Consider the following 19421-nt stretch of genomic DNA (forward strand, 5'->3'; position numbering starts at 1 on the left):
GGGACACGCCGTTTTAGCCTGTGGAGGCGTGGTGCAATCAGGCCGCCCGATGAAGCAGGAACCCGGTACTGCGCGAGCAGCTATCACCCAGTAATGGGAATCCCCCTCCTGTGACGCGAAGCGCTAAGGTGGGGGAGGATGTCAACAACCACAAATACGCCGAACAGCTGGAACGCTCCGGCTGCACCCAGGTGACCGAAGCCCAGGGCTGCGATATTCACAAGAGCAAGGCGGAAAACGCCAAGGCAGGATTTGGCACCGCCGCCCCGGCCGCCGACGGCGGATTGAACATGAGCTATGAGCAGAAGCTGGAGCGCTCAGGCTGTACCCAGGTGAGCGAGCTCAGCGGCTGTGACATCAACAAGAGCAAGGCCGAGAACGCCGCCGCCGGATTTGGCGCCGCCCCCGCAGCGGCCAGCGCCAGCCCCTACGCCGGCAACGGGGTCGCCACCTTCCCCGAGACGGGCGCCACGGTCGCGAACATCCGCATCGATGACAAGGATCAGGTGTGGGTCAACGACAAGCAGGTCAGTACCAGGAAATCCGACGGCGCCCTGGTGTTCAAGGAGGGCATGGTCATCTACACCATCCAGGGGGATCGCCGCCTCAAGGGAGAAGATGGCTGGGTCGACAACGATGCGGGCACCAAGGGGCCCATCGCGGCCAAATGACCCCGTCACCATCACGACAAGGGGAGCCGCGGCTCCCCTTGTCGTTTCTGCATGCCTGCAACCGACGCCCCCCTACCTCTTCTTCGGGAAGTCCAGCACGGCCACCACCGGCGAGCAGGACGGGAGCGCCGACCAGGAGGGGGCGTCGAAGATGAAGCGGGCGACGGCACAGGTCGGCATGCGAGTGATACCGGAGGAAAAGCCATGAGCCAGGTCGGTGAAGGCAGGATCATGACCCACCAGCAGTACGCAGGCGAGATCATCTGAAAGCGCCCCCACCACCCCGAGAAGGGTCCCGGCATCGCTCTCGTAGAGGCCCTCGTCGATGACGATGCGGTCCGGGGAATAACCCAGCTCCCCGGCAAGCAGCCGGGCGGTCGTCAGGGCCCGGCAGGCGGGGCTCGAGAGGATGAGATCGGGCTTCACCCCAAGGTGCGCCAGACGAGCCCCCATCAGGGGCGCATCGCGCAGCCCGCGCGCAGCCAGCGGACGAGCGCGGTCAGACAAAGACGCGTCTTCCCAGCTCGACTTGCCATGGCGTACCAGGATCAGGGTTCTTCTCATGACGCACTCCCTGGTTGATCAGGGCCACAGGCGGCCCCTCAGACAGCCCCCCGTTTGCCAGCATGAAGGGGCAGGAGCACCATGGTCAGCAGCACACCTTCTACCCCCCAGCCTACCTGTTCCCAGTGTACTGTCTCCCCGGTCAGCATGCCGGTGAGCAGCACAGTGGCGCAGATGAGGGTCCAGCCGGTCAGGTGGAGGAAGGACTCCCCCGGTAGCAGCGCTTGATCAGGATGGGGTTCAGGGCCATGGCCACACAGCCGACCAGGTAGATGCGATTGCCGGGAGCGAGGCTGAAGGCAAAAAGCCCGATGAGGGGACCATCGGGCTCTGCGGCAAGGATCAGGGGCTCACTTCTTCCATGAAGACAAGCCGAAGGGGTTCGGCCAGCAGTTCGTCCGCCTGGCGAGCGAAAGCCTGGAAATACGCGGTCTCACAGTGGGCATCCAGGGCGGCCTGACTCACGAAGGCTTCCCGCATGTAGAAGGTGCCGGGTTCATCCTTCAACTCGAACAGCACGTAATCGAGGTTGCCCGGCTCCTGGCGAGTGGGGTCAATCAAGGTAAGCAGGGCATCGCGAAGGCGCTCTCCCATGCCGTCACGGGCCTTGAGCACTGCGATCGATACCAGTTTGTCTGTCTCTTTTTTCATCCAGTTTTCTCCGTTGTACATCGTCAACACGCCAGAGAGTGCAACCTGGACAGCGATTTATACTGCCGGATGCTCCCCCATCAGACGTTGCCCAGTGTAGGCAGGACGGTGGGGGCCATATAGGGGGGCAGAATGAACACTGTGTTCAACGGGGTGGATAACCACGCCGTGCACGGAGGAACAAACGAGCGGGAGGGATCATGGCGCAAAGGGTGGCAACGGGACCCGCCAGGAGGCGGCACGGCTTGCGGCCCCCTGGTCCAGGCTAAGGGCCTGCAGACCAGCGCTCAACGTCAAGGCAATAGGTGGTGAAAGGGTGTTCGCCCAGGCGCGTTTTCCTCACCCAGATGGCCCGTCTGGCGAGGGACAGATAAGGCGGGCGGGTATCCAGCAAGTGAAAGAGTATCGTCCGATGGCCAAGCTCCCTCGCCCACCCCATCATCTCGTTGAAAATCGCCACGCCGCTTCCCCAGCCGGCCTTGGCGAGCACGATGGCAAGCTCCACCCCCTCGTCATCGGGCTGGATACCGCACCACCCCGCCAGGGTGCCGTCGAGGAAGATGGCGCGCACGCGGCAACCTGGCCGGGCGTCGACTCCCAGCTTGTACGCCATCCAGTCGCGCACCCCGGCCACATCGAAAAGCGGGTGAGGGATCAGGTGCTTTCGCAGCGTCTCGTCGTTGAGCAGCGGCAGAAAATCCTCTGCCCTGACAGCAGAAAAGGGGCTGAACACCATGGAGGTCTCTCTCATTGCCCGAAGAGGCACCCTAGTAGGGGGTGCCATCCTTGTGTCTGGCTGACCAGGCGCCATCGGCACCCTGTACCAAGGCCAGATCGTCGTCGGGATAGTCGACGGTATCCCCTGGCAGCCTGTCCCCCACCTCAAGATAGACAGCGTCCACCTCACCGTGGTTGAGCAACTGGTGGGCCAGGCCGCTGCCCCCCTTGAAGCCGATGCACTCCCCCGGCGACATCCGGTACTCCTCCTCCCCGTGGCGCAGGGTGGGATTGCCCGAGAGCACATAAACGAACTCGTCCTGCAGGCCGTGATGGTGCTTGAGCGCCGAGATGGCTCCCGGTGCCAGGGTCGTCAGATTGACCCCGAAATTGGCGAGGCCGAAATGATCCCCCAGCCTGCGCCGGGTGCGGTGCTTGACCAGGGAGGCAAAGGGCTCCGGATAGAGGGACTTGGCCTTGTTCTCCGGGATCTGTGTGGCCTGAATGGGCGTCTTGCCTGTCATGTCTTGACCCTCCTTGTGGATGATATCTCTCTATATAGCCCTCATCTCAGCGGCGAAACATGGGCAGGGGGTTGAAGGGGTGTCTCACACACCATGTCATGCCCGGTTGCCGCCAGATGGTAAAGACGCCCTGATTTTCGTTTGGCTATCTTAATGGCACACCGGAAAATGGGAAGTCGCGTTGGCGACCTCACCAATGGAATAAAGAAGATGGCCCGCGATCACTGGAAAATGCCCTCTTCCAGCGGCCCGGGTATGGAGGGGCACCGGCACATGCAGACCCGGTGACTAGAACACCTCAATCCTGACCTTGATAAGCCCGGATCGGGGATTGCCGATGGCGCTGAACGCTGCCCTGGAGAGATCGATGATGCGCCCGCGGGGGAAATTGCCCCTGTCGTTGACCCGCACCACCACGCTCTTGTCGTTGGCCAGGTTGGTGACCCTGACCAGGGCGCCAAAGGGCAGTGTCATGTGGGCAGCGGTGTTGGCGTGGCGCTGGTAAGGCTCCCCGCTGGCGGTGCGCTTGTTGTGGTAGCGATCGGCGTAATAGGAGGCGAGCCCCGTCTCGCTATAGCCTCGCCAGTTGCCCGCACTGCCTGCATCAGGCTGGCTGCTGCAGGCGGCCAGCAGCAGGCACAGGGAGGCCAGCAGCCTTTTTTGTCGCGTCGTCATGCGTTGCTTCCTCGATGGGACAGAGCGACCAGCATCGCCAGTCGGGCTTCCGTTAACAGGGGCCTACTCTCTCATATTTCCCATGGAAAACGGGAGGCCCAGGCCTCCCGTTTTGCGTATCGCTCCGTCAGCCCCTGTCAGGGGAAGGGGTCAGGCGATGAGCTTGTCGTCGGCGAAGCCAAAGCCGCGCAGCCCCACCACATGCACATGTTCGTGCTTGCCCTGCACCTTGCGGATGAGCTTGTAGGTGGTGCCCTTCTCGGGGCTGATGTTCTCCGGCGCGGCGATAAGCAGCTGCATATCCTGGCGCTCGCACAGCTCGAACAGGGTGGCGATGGATTTGCCATCAAGCCGCGCCGCTTCGTCGAGGAACAACAGGCGGCAGGGAGCGATGTCCTTGCCGCGCAGACGGCGGGACTCCTCCTCCCAGCTGATGAGCACCATCAAGAGGATGGCCTGACCGGTGCCGATCGCCTCGCCGGTGGAGAGGGCGCCGCTCTCGGCACGCAGCCAGCCGTCAGCCCCGCGCTGCACCTCGATCTCCAGCTCCAGGTAGTTGCGATAATCCAGCAGCACGTCCCCCATCACCTGATAGTTGCGCTCCCCCTGCTCCACCTGCGGGTTGAGACGCTGGAAGAGCTTGGCCATGGCCTCGGAGAAGCTGAGCTCCTTGTCGGCGAAAAGATCGTTGTGCATGGCGCTCTGATCGGCGAGTGCGGTCAGGAGGCGAGTGTGGGCCTCGCGGATATTGACGTTGAGACGCACCCCGCGCACCAGACCGAAGGCGATGTTCTGCAGGCCCTGGTTCAATACCCGGATGCGGTTCTGCTCCCGGCGGATGATGTTGGTGATCTTGGCCGCCACCTCGTGGGAGGAGAGCGACAGATGGGTTTCCCGCTGCTTGAGCTCGTCGGCGAGGCGCGCCAGCTCGATCTCCATCTCCTCGATGGCTTCCACCGGATCGTCCGAGCGGATGATGTCGTTGCGGATGCGATCTTTCAGGTAACGGTAGACCTGCACGTAGAAGGCGACCTTCTGCTCGGTGCTGCGGTTGCCTTCCGACAGACGCAGCGCATCGCGCAGGGCCTCGTCGTGGGCCACCGCCACCCGCAGGGCGCCGAGGGCCTTGTCCGACATGGAGCGCAGCTCGTCGCTGTCAAGATAAGCCAGCTCGCGCTTGTTCAGACGCTTCTCGACGTCGGTCTCCCGTGCCAGACGCACCACCCGCGACCAGCTCGCCTTGTGACCCACCAGGGATTTGCGGGCGCTGTAGTAATCCTTGCCTTCGAGCTTGAGACGACCGCCAAGGGATTCGATTTCGCGCTTGCACACCTGCAACTGGGCCTCGGCGCTGGTGCGGCGGGTCCGGGTGCGGATAAGCAGCTCTTCAATCTCTTTCTTGTGGGCACGGGCCTTCTCTTCCATGTCATCCGACAGGGTCAGCCCCATGGCCGCCAGCTCCTGCTCGAACTCCGCCAGGGTCTGCCCCTTGGCCGAGGCGCTGGAATCGAGCGCCGTGCGCAGTTGCAGCGCCTCGGTGTGGCGCTGGGTGATCTGCTTGTGCTGCTCACCGGCGGTGCGGGCGGCAAGCTCTGCCGCCTTGAGCTTCTCTTTGAGTCGCTCGCTCATCTCGGAGGCCTTGCCCAGCAGATCTTGTGCATCCTGATAGGCAAAGTGCGGCAGACGGGCCACCAGCTGATCGAGGGCGTAGCAACGGCGCTTCTGCTCGGCCAGCAGGTCGCTCACCTCGTCAAAGGCCGCCTGCAGGGCAGCCAAATCCTGGGGATCCTGGCGCAGCACCTGCACCATGGTTTCCAGTTTTTCCAACGCCTTGCCGTGCTTGGCGATAAAGGCTTCGGCTGTTTTAAGCGCCTCCACGTCGGCGTGAGCCGCCTCGAGGCGGGCCGCCAGGTCTGCCTCGGCAAACAGGTGGGCAAAGGGCAGCATCCCCTGCACCAGCTGGATATGGCGGGTCAGCTGGGCGGCGGCGGCTTTGGCATCACTCAGCTGCTTGTCGCACTCGGCGATGGTTTCTTGCAGCTTGCGCTGCTCGTGCTGCTTGGCCTGCACCTCGGCTTCGGGGTCCGGGCGGAAGGCGATATCCAGATGCTGGCCGATAAAGTCGCGAAAATGCCCGTAGAGACGGTGGTACTTCTGCTGCTCGAAGGCGGCCTTGGCGTAGCCCTCGATGAGGTTTTCCCGCTCAAGATCGAGCTGCTCGATCCGTTTTTCCCGGGCGGCGCGGCCAAAGAGCGGCAGCTCGGGGTAGCGGGAGAAGCGCACCTGACGCTTGCTGGTGCGCACCAGCACGGCGTCCCCCAGCTCATCCGCTTCCACCAGATCCTCGTCAAAGGAGTCGGGGTTGCCCTGGATGAGGTAGATATCTTCCGGGCAATCTTCCAGCTTTTTCAGCCGCTCGATGGCGCCTTCGAGGTCGAGCACCACCAGGGCGCTGCGAGCCGGGCCGTAGAGCGCGGAGTAGTAAGGGGCATCGTCGATGGAGATGTCGTCATAGACATCGGAGAGCAGCACGCCCCCCACCTGCTCGGCGATGCGGGCAAGACGGGGATCCGCCTCGCCGGCACCCAGCTGCAGGTTGCGAATTTGCATCTCCAGCGCCTGTTTCTGGCCCTGAATGCGGTTGCTCTCCTGCTCGAACTCCCGCTCCTTGTCGAGCACGCTCTGCATGCCGGAAGAGAGTTCTTCGGCGGTGGCCAAAGCCAAGCCACTCTGCTCGCGCAGTTGCTCGAGTTTTTCAAAGGATTTGAGCCAGCGCGGGGCCAGCTTGGTCAGTTCCGCGATATCGCGGCCCAGCTGAGTGCCCTGATGCTCGAGGCTGGCGCGGCGCTGATTGGCCTCTGCCTGCTGCTCGGAGAGCTCCTCCTGGCGGGTGCGCTGGGCTTCGAGGAAGATCTCCAGCTCGTCCTGGCTGGCAATGTGCTGACCAGACGCCTGGGCCAGCTCGTATCGCAGCCGCAAGAGCGTCTTCTGGCTTTCGCTCTCTTTCTCGAGGCGAGCCAGGGCGGCGCGCAGACCCTGCCCCTGGGCAATGCGGGCCTTGTCTTCGATGTGCCGCTTGAGCAGCCCCTGCGCGGTAGGCCAGGCGGCCTCGCGCACTGTCTCGGGGGCGATGCTGAGCAGCAGCGCCAGCGCCGCTTCGTGTTCGGCCACCGCTGCCTTGGCCAGCGCCAACTGCTGCTCGGCCCCCAGCACCCGGCTGGTGAGGCTCTGCTCGGCTGCGCGGAACTGATGCAGGGCGTCGCTCGCCTGCGCAGGCTCGAGCCCCGGCAGTTCGCACTGCTCGCGGGCAGTATCGAGGGCCTGCACCGCCTGACGGTACTGGATGGCGCGGGTCTGCTGGATATCGAGCGCCTGCTGGTAGTCGGCCAGCTGGGTCTTGAGGCTGTCCACCTCTGCCTGGGCCAGCTCCTTGCGCTCCTCCACTTCCAGCAACTGGCCGTGGATCTCTTCCACCACCGCCTGCTGCTGCTCGAGCTTGTCGTTGAGCTCCGCCAGATCGGCACGATAGAGGGCAATCTTCTTTTGCAGCGCCACGGCCGCCATCACCTTGGCCAGGTGCTCGGCGGCGGACTCCAGCTCGTCGGTCAGGAGCTTCTCGCGGTTGGTGAGCTGATCCACCTCGTCCGCCAGATAGATGGCGCGCTGCTTCTCTTCGGCCAGCAGGCGACGCTTGCCCGCGAGCTCGGACCTGGCCTTGAGGGCCAGCTCGGAGAGGCGGCTCTTCTCGGCGGCGCCCCGCACATACTCAGCCGCAACATAGTGGGTGGTCTCGGTGATGAGATTCTTGAACAGATCCCGCTGACCCTGGGTCTCTTTGATGGCTTCCAGGGTGCGGCGGTTCTCGTAGATGGCCGCCTCCATGTCCTGGAACGCCTTGCGTACCCCGGAGTTCTCCGGCAGCAGGTATTCACGCAAGGAGCGGCTGATGGAAGACGAAATACCGCCGTAGAGGGAGGCTTCGATCAGGCGATAGAACTTGCCGCGATCCTTTTGATCCCGCAGTTTCTTCGGGGTGATGCCGAAATCGAACATGAAGTTGTGATAATCGGTCACCGTATTGAACTTGGCGACCTTGATGGCGCCAAGCTCCGCTGCCGCCCCCTTCAGATCGGCGAAGGCACGTACCCGGCCCTTGCCGTCGTCGAGCTTCTCCAGCAGCAGATCCGTGGGCGCCAGGTGCTCGGGCACATCCACCAGGGCGAACGGGGTGATGTTGACCTTGTTGTCACGGTTGGCCACCTGTTCGAGGTGGACGCCGACCCAGATCCGCTGCTCGCGGCTGTTCATCACTTCCAGCAGCGAATAACAGTGGCCGCGCTGCAGCTTGCCGTAGAGCCCCTTGTCGCGGGACGCGCTGGAGGAGCCCGCCTCCGTGGTGTTACGGAAATGGAGCAGGGACTGGTCGGGAATGAGGGCCGCGATAAAGGCCGCCATGGTGGTGGACTTGCCCGCGCCGTTGCCGCCGGACAGGGTCGTGACCAGCTGGTCGAGATCGAAGGTGCGGGCGAAGAAGCCGTTCCAGTTGACCATGGTCAGGGATTTGAATTTGCCTCTCACGCCACACTCTCCATCAAACCGGCAGACACCATCAGTGCCGGCACATTAACGTTGCAGATCATCTTCCACCTCCAGCTCCAGCTGCTCTTCGTCCAGATCCTCTTCGATATCCTCGAACAGGGAATCGCTGCTCGGCATCTCGTCGTCGTGGAAAATGGCCTCCCCTTCCTGGATCATCCGCAGTTGCACCGCGCGGGGATCCTCGTCGGAGCGCACATCGGCGGCGAAGCGGAACACGGATTCGTTGACCCGGAATTTGTCGCTGTTGCCAAGGGGGGTGATCATCCCGAGGCGCTTGAGGCGACGCATGGAGGTGCGGATCTTCTCGAGGAGTTTCTTCTTGTCCAGATCCGTGCCGCCGGAGCGGCTGTTGACCATGCGCAGCAGTTGTTTCTCGTCCGCCAGACTCAGCACCTCTTCTTGCAGCTCTCCCATGGCGAACACCCCTTCAGAGGCGAGCCTGTCCGGGCTCAGGAACAGGTAGCAGAGCACCTTGCCCACCAGCATATCGAGCTCAGATAGCACTGTTGTTCCGATGTCGGCGCTCGGGCGCGGACGCAGGTAGAAGAAGCCTTCCGGCGCCTTGATGAGTTCCACCTGATAGCGACCGTAGAAGATCTCCAGCTCCTGGTGGTACTCCACCAGGGCAGAGTGCTGCTCGAATTCGTCGGCACTGATGTGGCGACCGGAGCGCAGGGCGGTGTCGATGCGCGGAAACAAGGGGTTGGCGATGGCCTCTGCGAGACGCAGGGGCAAGGGGAATTCAGTATTGATCGATGACATAGGCCTGAACCTTGGATCCAGCTTGGTTGATGGGTTTCCATGCGGGTTGGCGGTGGTGTTCGCGCTCACCGCTGGCATGGCCGAGACGCACGGCCTGATCGATCAGGAGGCGCGCCACGTCGAAGTGGGCATGGGCCGGGTAGTCCAGCAGGTATTCCCGCAGCACGTCGGCAAGATCCAGCCGATCTCCCTGCTCCGGGTAGCGGGCCAGGTAGCGCTCGATGCGCTCCGCCAGCTCCTGGTTGATGTCCACCATCTCCACGTACTCCATCTCGAGGGGCACCTCGCCGGTCACCTCCTCGTCGTGGATGGCGATGGTTTCATCCCGCAGCTCCAGCAAACGGGGCTCTTCGGCCACCCGCAACAACCAGCTGTGCTGCTCGAAGTTGCGGATGGATTCCCGCAACCGCTGGCTGAAGGCGCGGTTCTTGTCCATGTCGATGGCGTTGCGGATGAACTTGTGGACGTGCCTGTCATAACGGGACCAGAGCTCGATGCACTGCTGGCCCCAGGCGGTGATGACGTCCAGACGCCCCTGCAGGGCGTGGGTCAGCTCCTCGACATGGAACAGATCATCGCGCCCCTGGGCCGCTTCCTGAATGTTGAGCAGCCCCGCCTGCAGGCGGTGGCCGGCGGCGTCCAGGGTGTCCTGCAACTCGCGCAGGGTCTGGCCGGTCTCGTGCAGGAGCTTCTCGCAGCTGTGGATGGCATCGACCCAGTTCTGGGTCAGCAGGGCCGCGATCTCGCTCTTGACTTGGTTTTGCTGCTCGTCCATGGCGCGCTGGGTGAGATCGATGCGCCCGAGCGTCTCTTCCAGGGAGAAGGAGAGGCGCGGCAGCACCTCGGCGTCCCACTGCTCCCGGGTGTTGGTCTCGAGCGCCGCCTTGCGGGCGGTGTCGAGCTCGGCCGCCAGGTGCTCGAGCAGGATGGAGAGCTTGATGGAGTCCACCTGGCGCTGATCCATGAAGAAATCGACAATGCTCATGCCAAGGCGCGACAGGCGGTAGAGGCTCTCCCCCGCCACCATGTCGGTGGTGAAACGCGACAGCAGTTGCTGGCGAATGAGATCGTTGATGGCGTTGTTGGCGCGACCGGTGAGGGTCTCGTCCATCTGGCCGAAGGCACTGCTGACATAGCCAAAGGCATCGTGCAGCGCAGCCTCCGAGAGATCAGACTCGTCCTCGGAGAGCGTCTTGATCGCTATCAGAAAGGCCAGCCTGTCGGTGGGGAGGTTCAGCGCCAACCCCTCCTGTCTGACCCATCCCACCGTCTCTGGCAGGGTACGGGATGTACTCATCATGACGTTATCATCTCGTTGTTATAGTCGGCAGGTCTTCGCCCGCCGTGGTGATATAGGCCGGGGTCGGTGGCGCCCCGGCGGCTGGATCCCGCATCGTATTCACGCCGGTGTGTCTCAACCGGCCGGTTTCTGGGCCATCACATGGATGTAGCGCCCCAGGGAAACAAAGGGCTCCTGGCGGCAATATTGCTGCTCCATGGCCAGCAGGTCCTCGAACTTCTCGACCTGATCCTGCTTGTGGCGCATGTAGTCGTGGATGACGCGCACCCCGGTCTTGCCGATGATCCGCAATCCCCCCCGGCCTATCCAGTCATAGACCTGCTCCGGCAACTGGGGATTGGTGGGCGTCAGGGCTGTCTGGCGTTTCTTGCGAAGGCCCAGGCGCACATAGTCGAAATTACCCACCACCAGGCTCTGGAACAGGAGGCCGTGACGATTGTAAAAAAGCAGCGACAGTATGCCCCCTGCCTTGACGAAAGGGAACAGACCCAGCAAGGTCTGGCGCGGCTCAGCGAGCCACTCCAGTACCGCGTGACAGAGCACCAGATCGAAGGTGCCGGTCACCTGGTGTTTGAGATCCTGAATGGGGCAATGGATGAGACGAATTCTGTCTTCCAACCCCTTCTGGGCGATCTGCTCCCGGGCCAGATCCAGCATTTCTGCCGACAAATCGCACAGCTCCACCTGATGGCCCATGGCCGCCAGTTTCTGGGCGAAGTAGCCAAAGCCGCCGCCGGCATCCAGGATGCGCAGCGGCCGGTTGCCCAGGCGCGCCAGGCAGGCTTCGATGTCACTCCAGACAATGGTGGTGCGAATGCGCCCCTTGGTGGAGTCGTAAATGTTGCGAGCGAACTTGTCCGCGCGCCCGTCAAAACTCTGATCTTGCTTCAAGACACACTCATCTTCGACCGCCCCGCCATGAGGGCCGCAGGAGGAACCACACAGGATTGGGCCACAGGAAAAAAGAGGGGTATTCTGTCACATCCCGAATTTGCTGAAAACTCAAGGACGTGTCTGTCGTGTTCGAGCTCAACTTCTTTGTCATCAAGAAATGGCTGGGCCATCTGCTGATGCCGCTCCCCTTCTCTCTCTCCTTGTTGGTGCTGGCGCTCGCGTTGCTCTGGTTCACCCGCTTTCAAAAAAGCGGCAGGCTGCTGGCGACCCTCTCCTTGGTGATCATCGCCCTGATGGGGACGCGGCCGGTGAGCTACGAGCTGGCCCGCAGCCTGGAGCAGACCTATCCCCCCTTCGAGGTGAGCCAGCATCCTGGCATCCAGGCCATCGTCGTGCTGGGCAACGGTCATGTGAGCGATCCGGCCATCCCAGAGCGCGCCTGGCAAAACAACATCTCCCTGGCGCGCACCCTGGAAGGGGTTCGCCTGGCCCTGGCCTATCCAGAGGCCGAGCTGGTCTTCTCCGGTGCCGTGGCCGGGGATCCCCTGTCGAACGCCGAGGTCAACGCCCGCATGGCGGCAAGCCTTGGCATCCCGCGTGCGCGCATGACGTTGTTTGAAAACAACAAAGACACCCATGACGAGGCGGTCAGCATCGCCGCCCACCTCAACGGCAAGCGGGTGGCGCTGGTGAGTTCGGCCACCCACCTGCCCCGGGCCATGGCCCTCTATCGCAGTCAGGGACTCGATGCGGTGCCGGCTCCCACCGATTACACCGCCAAGCAGAGTCAGGAGCCGCAACCCCTCTACAGCTACCTTCCCAAGGGGCGTTATCTGATGTATTCCGAGGCTGCCATTCACGAGTGGATTGGGGTATGGTGGGCCCGTTTGCGTGGGCAGGTCACCGAGTGAGCAATCGCGCCTTGCATTCCTGATTTGGATCAGGAAAGCGAAAAAAAATTACGTCATTTGCCGCCGGGTCAGCTATCTTGGGCTCGGTTCAATTCATATAATGTTGCGCAATCAAATGCCTAGGAGATATAGAAGATGAGACAGCACCTGGTAATGGGTAACTGGAAACTGAACGGCACCAAGGCTTCTGTAGAAGCCCTGATCAAAGGACTGACCCCGGCCGCTGCCGCTCATCCTTCCGTGCAAGTGGCCGTCTGCCCGCCGGTTATCTTTTTGGGTCTGGTTGAACAGCTGACCGCTGGCAGCAAGATCGCCTACGGTGCCCAGAACGCCGACGTTCACGAGTCCGGCGCCTTCACCGGCGAAAACGCCCCCTCCATGCTCAAAGCCTTCGGCTGCACCTACTCCCTGGTCGGCCACAGCGAGCGTCGTACCCTGCATGCAGAGACCGACGACGTGGTGGCTGCCAAGTACGAAGCCATCCAGAAGGGCGGCCTGATCCCCGTGCTGTGCATCGGTGAAACCCTGGCCCAGTTTGAAGCCGGTACCACCAACCAGGTGGTTGAGACCCAGCTCAAGGCCGTGATCGATCGCTGCGGCATCGCCTCCTTCGAGAACGCCGTCATCGCTTACGAGCCGGTATGGGCCATCGGCACCGGCAAGACCGCCACCCCGGAGATCGCACAATCCGTGCATGCTCACATCCGTCAATACCTGGCCGGTTTTGATGCAGCCGTGGCTGCCAAGGTACAGATCCTGTACGGCGGCTCCGTGACTGGCGCCACCGCTGCCGACCTGTTCGGCCAGCCGGACATCGACGGTGGCTTGGTGGGTGGCGCGTCCCTGAAAGTGGACGACTTCTCCCAGATCATCGCTGGCGCCGCCAAGTAAGCGCCAAGCAAAGAGGGGCCCCGCCCCTCTTTGCATATCGCTTTCCTATGGACCCTCTCGCCATAGGAAAGCCGATATAGTAAAAGCGGCCAGCCGTATTTTTCAGAATCTTGATTTTCGACAACTCAGATCCAGAGGCACTCATGACCAAACAAATCAAACGTATTGGTGTTTTGACCAGTGGTGGTGACGCACCGGGTATGAACGCAGCCATCCGCGCCGTGGTGCGCGCCGGTCTGCATCATGGCCTGGAAGTTTACGGCATCTATGATGGCTACCTCGGTCTGCACCAGGACCGTATCGTCAAGCTCGAGCGTCACAGCGTCTCCGACGTCGTGAACCGTGGCGGTACTTTCCTGGGCTCCGCCCGTTTCCCCGCCTTCAAGGATCCGAAAGTCCGTGCCGAAGCGGTCGAAAACCTGAAGAAACACGGCATCGACGCCCTAGTGGTCATCGGCGGTGACGGCTCCTACATGGGTGCCAAGAAGCTGACCGAAGAGGGCTTCCCCTGCATCGGCCTGCCGGGCACCATCGACAACGATATCGCCGGTACCGACTTCACCATCGGCTTTGACACCGCTCTGAACGTGGTCGTGGACGCCATCGACCGCCTGCGCGACACCTGCAGCTCCCACCACCGCATCTCCGTGGTCGAGATCATGGGCCGCCACTGCGGCGATCTGGCCATGTCTGCCGCTGTTGCCGGTGGTGCCGAGTACGTGATCGTGCCGGAAGTGGCCTTCGACAAGGAGAAGCTGCTGCAACAGATCAAGGAAGGGGAAGCCAAGGGCAAGAAGCACGCCATCATCACCATCTGCGAGCACGTCACCGACGTCAACGCCCTGGCAAAAGACATCGAGGCCATGACCGGCCGCGAAACCCGCGCCACCATCCTGGGTCACATCCAGCGTGGCGGTTCTCCCACTGCCCGTGACCGTATCATGTCCAGCCGCATGGGTGCCTTCGCCGTCGAGCAACTGCTGGCGGGCCAGGGTGGCCGCTGCGTCGGCATTCAGGGCAACGAGATGGTGCACCACGACATCATCGACTGCATCGAGAACCTGAAGCGCCCGTTCAACCAGGAGCTGTACGATCTCTCCACCACCCTGTTCTAAGGGCTGTGGTCTGACAAAAAACCCTCCTCTGGAGGGTTTTTTTATGCGGGCTCCTCACCCCCTCCTCCCCCTGCGGGGGCCCGACTATCCACTGGCCACTGTCGCCATGTCTTACCCCTTGCCCGGCGGCCCTGAGCCTCTGACCCCACGACCTTCTCCTTTACTTCTTTCCCCCGCTTTTCTGCTTGCTCACCTTGTTCGCGACGGGTCTGGATAAAGGCCTTGGTGCCGCAGTGCCACGGCCCTGCGCCAGGCCTCCCCTGCCCTTCATCCCATCACACTGGCGCCATATAGCCACCCGGGTGGGCCGACGATCTCTCCCGCTTCCCCTGCGCGCGGGCCCAGTGGCTCGTCCCCCCAAGAAAACAGCGAAAAACGGGGCTTCCGACCACCCAAGGCCCCATGAAGATCGAACCTCCATTTTCCCGCCTTCCCCCTTTCCTTCCATGCTCCTTTGGCGGCCGTTTTGTCGTTTTTTCGTACTCTTTTTGCTCCCATCCTGTTTGGGATGAGCAGAAAATTGAGCCTTCATCGGATAACCCTGGCTGGCAACAGCCTTGCAGACTGGGGTTGGGAAACAAGTTGTGAGAAAACATGACATGGGATGACAAAACCTGGCTGACAACCACCAACCTCCCTAGGACGACATCAATCGGCGCATCCCGCAGGCCATTTTGCTGATGAAAAATGGAGATCACCACAAAAAACCCAATTGGAGCCACCAAGAAGAAAGCCACAAGAACAACATAACTCAATGTATTTAAAGACTTTATATGTATCCGCTTTCACTGATATCACTATGAAACCCTTCCCAGGACAAAAAACGCCCTTAAACTTGGGAAAATGCGGCCATATTTCACCACCAAACCATTTTTGCCTCATAATTACATTTTTCGTTGTTTTATCGTTCTGTTGTGGTATCTTGGTTCCATCATGAGCCAACCAAGGGAGATAAAATCATGAAAGAGTTCGTAGTTACCGCCGTTTTCACCGTGTTTTTCACTCTGGTTGCCGTCTCCATGCCGTCGCTGGCACAGCTCTAAGTCGGTCAATCAGCCATCTGCCACCTCTGCACCAGAAGGGCGGTTCAAAAAACAGACTGCAACATGGGTTTTTGACGTGCTCTGGCAAAGGATGATGCCAAGCCATCATTGAGTGCGATCTGCGCACACAAAACGACCTCGTCGACATCCATGCCATCTTTCAAGGGGAGCCCGGGCTCCCCTTGTCGCATCTCCCCCTGCGGGATTTACTCTTGCCCCCCTGCCCGTCACAATGGCCGCTGGATTTGCCACGCAGGAACCACCATGACTCAGGATGCCTTGCGCCACTGGCGCCGCGACCTTCATCGTCACCCCGAAGCCGCCTGGTGTGAATTTCGCACCACCACCCTCATCGCCCAACACCTCAGTGAACTCGGTTTCTCCATCATGCTGGGGGATCAACTGCTCGCCAGCACCCTCATCATGGGACGGGAAATAGACGTCGAGGCCCAGAAGGCCCGTGCCCTGCACCAGGGGGCGCATCCGGAGTGGCTGACGCGGATCGACGCACTCACCGGCGTGATGGGACTCTGGGAGAGCGGGCGGCCCGGCCCCACCCTGGCGTTTCGCTTCGATATCGATGCGGTGGAGGTCGAAGAGAGCCAGGAGGCGTCACACCTGCCCGGCCAGGGAGGCTGGCACTCCGCCAACCCGGGCTGGATGCACGCCTGTGCCCACGATGGCCACACCGCCATCGGGCTGGTGCTGGCCGAGCGGATCGCGGCCCTCGCCGATCGCCTCACTGGCCGCATCAAGCTCCTCTTCCAGCCGGCTGAAGAGGGCTGCCGAGGCGGCAAGGCGCTGGCGGCAGGGGGGCAGCTCGACGACGTGGACGCCCTGCTGGCACTGCACATCGGCATTCACGCGAGCAGTGGTGAGCTGGTGGTCAACCCCACCGAGTTTCTCTGTTCAACCAAATTCGACGTGGAGTTCATGGGGCAAGCCGCCCATGCGGGGCTCGAGCCCAACGCGGGCCACAATGCCCTGGCGGCGGCCTGCATGGCCACCACCGCCATGCTCGGCATTCCCCGCCATCGGGACGGCATGACCCGCATCAACGTGGGGCAGCTCAACGGCGGCAGTGGACGCAACGTCATCCCGGGCCATGCCCGCCTGATGGGGGAGACCCGTGGCGCGACGCCGGCCCTCAACGACTACATGTTCAATCAGGTGCAGCAGATTGTGGAGGGGGCGGCCCTGATGCAGGGCGCGACCTACCACATTCGCAAACAGGGGGAAGCGATCGGCATCGAGAACAGCCCAGCCCTCATCGAGGAAATCGTGCCTCTCGCACAGGGGATCTCCCTTGATACCATCCACACCCGCCGCTTCGGGGCCAGCGAGGATGCCGGTTTCCTCATCGAGCGGGTACAGCAGCACGGCGGCGAGGCCGCCTATCTCATCCTGGGAGCCAACCTCGCGGCCCCCCACCATCATCCGGAGTTCGACTTCGACGAAGCCGTGCTGGCCCCCGGAGTGGCCTTGCTGGAGGCCTGGCTGCTCGCCCGCCTCGGCCGCTAGCAGACGCCGGATGCAAACAAGGCAGCCCATGGGCTGCCTTGTTTTTTTACATCCTTGCGGACATGGGGACCTACTCTCCCAGCACAATCGCGCAGAGATGGGCGAAGTGGTGGATCTCGTGGGTCGCCTCGCACGGACCTGTTTCCCGTCCCGGGTTGTACCAGCAGGTGGCAAGCCCCTGGGCGGCGGCACCGGCGATGTCGGTCTTGGGATTGTCCCCCACCATCAACACCCGCGCCGGGCTCGGCTGACCCATCTGCGCCAGGGCATGCTGGAAGATGGCCGCCGCCGGCTTGGTCACTTGCACCTCGTCAGAGATAACGAGAGGCTCAAACCAGCTGTTCCAGCCCAGTTTGTCGAGGCGCCCGCGCTGGGGCAGGCTGAAGCCGTTGGTGATGATCCCCATTCTGACCTTGCGCTTCAGGGCCTGCAGGGTCTCCTCCACCCCCTCCAGCGGCACGCTCAGGGCGATGATCTGCTGCAGGAAGGTCTCGTTCATCGCCATGGGCGCCACGTTGACCTGCTCGGCAAAGAGCGAAAAACGGGTCTGCTGCAGGTGGGTGGCGTCAATCTCCCCTGAGTTGTACTGCTGCCAGAGCCGCTGGTTGAGGGCATGGTACTCCGCCATCTTGGGGGGAGTCGGCGCCACGCCGTAGATCTGCAGGGTCCGCTCCAGCGCCCTGGCGACCGGAAAATCGAGCAGGGTTTCGTCCAGATCGAACAGCACCCAGTCATAGCTTGCTTGTTTCACGCTTGTCCTTATTGATTGTGCTTGGCCACGTTGTCATGCGTCGGGCGCACCCATCCCCAGAGGGCTGTCGAGCAGGGTCAGGGTCAGCCTGACACCAAAGCCGGTTACCTCGCTGCCCACCACGCCATTGCCCCCCTTGTTGCGAAAACCACTCAGGTCGAGGTGCAACCAGGGAAGCTCGGCGGGCACGAAGCGCGTGAGAAAACGGGCGGCATCGATGTGATCCGGGGAGGCGCCCGGCGCGCACTGTAACAGATCGGCCCACTCGCTATCGAGGTTGTCATCGTAATCCTCGTCCAGGGGGAAGGGCCAGACTCGCTCCCCGCTCTGCTGGCCCAGCGCTATCAGAGTGGTGAGCCACTCGGGGCGGTTGGTGAAGGCGCCGCTGTAACGGCTGCCGAGCGCCCGTTTGCAGGCGCCAGTCAGGGTGGCGTAGTCGATCAGCAAGTCGGGTTTGTCCCCGGCCGCCAGGGTCAGGGCATCCGCCAGCACCATGCGCCCCTCGGCGTCGGTGTCCACCACTTCGATGGTGGTGCCGTTCAGCGCGGTCACCACCTCACCGGGCCGGAAGGCCTGCGGGCCGATGTGGTTCTCGGCGATGGCGAGCCAGCAGTGCACCTCAACGGGGAGTTTCGCCCGGCTGATGGCCAGCAGCGTGCCAAGGGCCACCGCGCTGCCCCCCATGTCCAGGTGCATGCCATACATGCTGCCACCGACTTTCAGGTTGTAGCCACCGGAGTCGTGGCAGATCCCCTTGCCCACCAGCGCGACGCGGCGCACCGGGTTGGCCGGACAGTAACTGAGCCTGACGATGGCGGCCTGACCGTCCGCCGAACCACGGGCCACCGCCAGGAAGGCGCCAGCCCCCTTCTGTGCCAGGGTCGTCTCATCAAACTCCTGCCACTGCCACCCCTCCTGCTGCGCCAGCTCCCGGGCATAGGCCCGGTAATGACGGGCATTGAGCTCGGACGCTGGCAGCACTGCCAGGTGGCGAGCCAGACCGTTGCCTTCGGTTTCTGCGCTCAGGCGGGCCATGTCCAGCTCGCAAGGGGGGGAAAGTTGCAACTGCTGATAACCCGGTCTTGTCGCCTCACTCCGTTTCTGGGTCGGCAGGGTCACATCGGCGGCGAGCAGGCAGGCGAGCACCACCCTTGCCAGTTGTGCGCGATGCTCATCGTCAAAGCCCTCCAGATGGAGCGCCAGGTGCGTCGCCTTGAGGCCCGCCAGCGAGCCCACCCAGCTGCGCACCTGCTTGTAGAGCCGATGATCCAGGGCCGGGCGGGCATCCATGAAGATCACCCGTTGCAGCCCCTGACTGTCGTCAAGGGAATAGGGGGCCTTCTGACCCAGGGCTATCTGGGTTGCCACGGCGGCAAAGGGAGGCGTCGCCAGCAGGGTATCGCGCGCTGAGTCGGCAATGAGCAGGAGTTTGACGGCAGCCGGCCCTGCCATTACCTCGGCGAGGGAGGTGCTCTGCATCGTGATTTGGGGAGAAGAATAGCTAAAAGGGGTCATCACAGGGTGCGGCCTCATCCATGAACAGAAAGCAGGATGATACCGAACAAATGGCGAGAGGGATCGGAAAAACACACATTATTGTGTGCAAGCAACAGATGCTGGAGGGGATAAGAGAGGTAATGCAGAAGAAAATAAGTCAGAAGTTGGTTGCGGGGGCCGGATTTGAACCGACGACCTTCGGGTTATGAGCCCGACGAGCTACCGAGCTGCTCCACCCCGCGTCCGAATTGTATTGCCACCACAAAAAGCAGAGCAGTTGCTTCTTGCTGTCTTCGTCTCCACCACAGGCGCTAGCGCTTGCCATGGATACAAAT

At 62.4% G+C, this 19421-nt stretch carries 16 protein-coding genes and 1 tRNA gene; 5 read left to right on the forward strand and 12 right to left on the reverse strand.

Going from position 1 to position 19421, the window contains the following annotated elements; genetic code table 11:
• Positions 1-110: 110 nt before the first annotated feature.
• Positions 111-671: a hypothetical protein gene (locus tag J9893_RS11225; protein ID WP_080988556.1), complete on the forward strand. Its 561-nt coding sequence runs from the start codon at positions 111-113 to the stop codon at positions 669-671.
• 72 nt (positions 672-743) lie between these two features.
• Here J9893_RS11225 and J9893_RS11230 read toward each other — a convergent pair whose 3' ends face one another.
• The 9 genes from J9893_RS11230 to cmoM all read right to left on the reverse strand — a co-directional run bounded on the left by J9893_RS11230 (position 744) and on the right by cmoM (position 11354).
• Positions 744-1235 carry a histidine phosphatase family protein gene (locus tag J9893_RS11230; RefSeq protein WP_052816250.1) on the reverse strand — a complete coding sequence of 164 codons (492 nt, stop codon included), beginning with the start codon at positions 1233-1235 and terminating at the stop codon, positions 744-746.
• A 342-nt stretch (positions 1236-1577) separates the two neighbouring features.
• Positions 1578-1886, reverse strand: a complete 309-nt coding sequence (locus tag J9893_RS11235; RefSeq protein ID WP_042879252.1) for a putative quinol monooxygenase — start codon at positions 1884-1886, stop codon at positions 1578-1580.
• A 265-nt stretch (positions 1887-2151) separates the two neighbouring features.
• On the reverse strand, positions 2152-2637 hold the full coding sequence (locus J9893_RS11240) for a GNAT family N-acetyltransferase (protein ID WP_049636016.1): 486 nt from the start codon (positions 2635-2637) through the stop codon (positions 2152-2154).
• A 16-nt stretch (positions 2638-2653) separates the two neighbouring features.
• The gene (locus J9893_RS11245; RefSeq protein ID WP_104454235.1) at positions 2654-3127 is read right to left on the reverse strand and encodes a cupin domain-containing protein; all 474 of its coding nucleotides are present in this window, start codon (positions 3125-3127) and stop codon (positions 2654-2656) included.
• 288 nt (positions 3128-3415) lie between these two features.
• Positions 3416-3802, reverse strand: a complete 387-nt coding sequence (locus J9893_RS11250) for a septal ring lytic transglycosylase RlpA family protein (protein ID WP_113978500.1) — start codon at positions 3800-3802, stop codon at positions 3416-3418.
• Between the two features lie 150 nt (positions 3803-3952).
• Positions 3953-8380 carry a chromosome partition protein MukB gene (gene mukB / locus J9893_RS11255; RefSeq protein ID WP_210600839.1) on the reverse strand — a complete coding sequence of 1476 codons (4428 nt, stop codon included), beginning with the start codon at positions 8378-8380 and terminating at the stop codon, positions 3953-3955.
• Positions 8381-8425: 45 nt separating this feature from the next.
• Positions 8426-9163 (reverse strand): chromosome partition protein MukE, encoded by a 738-nt coding sequence (gene mukE / locus J9893_RS11260; protein WP_029314572.1) that lies wholly within the window; start codon positions 9161-9163, stop codon positions 8426-8428.
• Positions 9144-10463 (reverse strand): chromosome partition protein MukF, encoded by a 1320-nt coding sequence (gene mukF, locus J9893_RS11265; protein ID WP_039040724.1) that lies wholly within the window; start codon positions 10461-10463, stop codon positions 9144-9146. Before mukF ends, mukE begins: the two co-directional genes overlap by 20 nt.
• A gap of 114 nt (positions 10464-10577) precedes the next feature.
• The gene (gene cmoM, locus J9893_RS11270) at positions 10578-11354 is read right to left on the reverse strand and encodes a tRNA uridine 5-oxyacetic acid(34) methyltransferase CmoM (protein WP_039040723.1); all 777 of its coding nucleotides are present in this window, start codon (positions 11352-11354) and stop codon (positions 10578-10580) included.
• Between the two features lie 128 nt (positions 11355-11482).
• Here cmoM and elyC point away from each other — a divergent pair, with 128 nt between their 5' ends.
• The 4 genes from elyC (at position 11483) to J9893_RS11290 (ending at position 16838) form a co-directional block, all read left to right on the forward strand.
• Positions 11483-12268 carry an envelope biogenesis factor ElyC gene (gene elyC, locus J9893_RS11275; RefSeq protein WP_210600841.1) on the forward strand — a complete coding sequence of 262 codons (786 nt, stop codon included), beginning with the start codon at positions 11483-11485 and terminating at the stop codon, positions 12266-12268.
• 135 nt (positions 12269-12403) lie between these two features.
• Positions 12404-13159, forward strand: coding sequence for a triose-phosphate isomerase (gene tpiA, locus J9893_RS11280; RefSeq protein WP_029314576.1), 756 nt, complete (start codon positions 12404-12406; stop codon positions 13157-13159).
• A 143-nt stretch (positions 13160-13302) separates the two neighbouring features.
• A complete protein-coding gene (gene pfkA / locus J9893_RS11285; RefSeq protein ID WP_010674852.1) occupies positions 13303-14274 on the forward strand; it encodes a 6-phosphofructokinase in 972 nt (323 codons plus the stop codon).
• 1307 nt (positions 14275-15581) lie between these two features.
• Positions 15582-16838 (forward strand): amidohydrolase, encoded by a 1257-nt coding sequence (locus J9893_RS11290; protein ID WP_052816261.1) that lies wholly within the window; start codon positions 15582-15584, stop codon positions 16836-16838.
• A gap of 70 nt (positions 16839-16908) precedes the next feature.
• Here J9893_RS11290 and yjjG read toward each other — a convergent pair whose 3' ends face one another.
• From yjjG to J9893_RS11305, 3 genes are all read right to left on the reverse strand, one after another.
• Complete coding sequence (gene yjjG, locus J9893_RS11295) at positions 16909-17589, reverse strand: pyrimidine 5'-nucleotidase (RefSeq protein ID WP_052816263.1); 681 nt, start codon at positions 17587-17589, stop codon at positions 16909-16911.
• A 33-nt stretch (positions 17590-17622) separates the two neighbouring features.
• Positions 17623-19107, reverse strand: coding sequence for a leucyl aminopeptidase family protein (locus J9893_RS11300; protein ID WP_069784638.1), 1485 nt, complete (start codon positions 19105-19107; stop codon positions 17623-17625).
• Positions 19108-19251: 144 nt separating this feature from the next.
• Positions 19252-19328, reverse strand: a tRNA-Met gene (locus J9893_RS11305).
• Between the last annotated feature and the right edge of the window lie 93 nt (positions 19329-19421).

Source organism: Aeromonas sp. MaB10011B, from assembly GCF_017939325.1.
GTDB classification, from domain to species: domain Bacteria; phylum Pseudomonadota; class Gammaproteobacteria; order Enterobacterales; family Aeromonadaceae; genus Aeromonas; species Aeromonas caviae.

Excerpts from the sequence above, each read along its gene's own strand:
- J9893_RS11290 (WP_052816261.1), top strand. The coding sequence starts at position 15,582 with ATGACTCAGGATGCCTTGCGCCACTGGCGCCGCGACCTTCATCGTCAC.
- J9893_RS11250 (WP_113978500.1), bottom strand. The coding sequence starts at position 3,802 with ATGACGACGCGACAAAAAAGGCTGCTGGCCTCCCTGTGCCTGCTGCTG.
- pfkA (WP_010674852.1), top strand. The coding sequence starts at position 13,303 with ATGACCAAACAAATCAAACGTATTGGTGTTTTGACCAGTGGTGGTGAC.
- J9893_RS11235 (WP_042879252.1), bottom strand. The coding sequence starts at position 1,886 with ATGAAAAAAGAGACAGACAAACTGGTATCGATCGCAGTGCTCAAGGCC.
- mukE (WP_029314572.1), bottom strand. The coding sequence starts at position 9,163 with ATGTCATCGATCAATACTGAATTCCCCTTGCCCCTGCGTCTCGCAGAG.
- mukF (WP_039040724.1), bottom strand. The coding sequence starts at position 10,463 with ATGATGAGTACATCCCGTACCCTGCCAGAGACGGTGGGATGGGTCAGA.
- J9893_RS11230 (WP_052816250.1), bottom strand. The coding sequence starts at position 1,235 with ATGAGAAGAACCCTGATCCTGGTACGCCATGGCAAGTCGAGCTGGGAA.
- J9893_RS11240 (WP_049636016.1), bottom strand. The coding sequence starts at position 2,637 with ATGAGAGAGACCTCCATGGTGTTCAGCCCCTTTTCTGCTGTCAGGGCA.
- tpiA (WP_029314576.1), top strand. The coding sequence starts at position 12,404 with ATGAGACAGCACCTGGTAATGGGTAACTGGAAACTGAACGGCACCAAG.
- J9893_RS11245 (WP_104454235.1), bottom strand. The coding sequence starts at position 3,127 with ATGACAGGCAAGACGCCCATTCAGGCCACACAGATCCCGGAGAACAAG.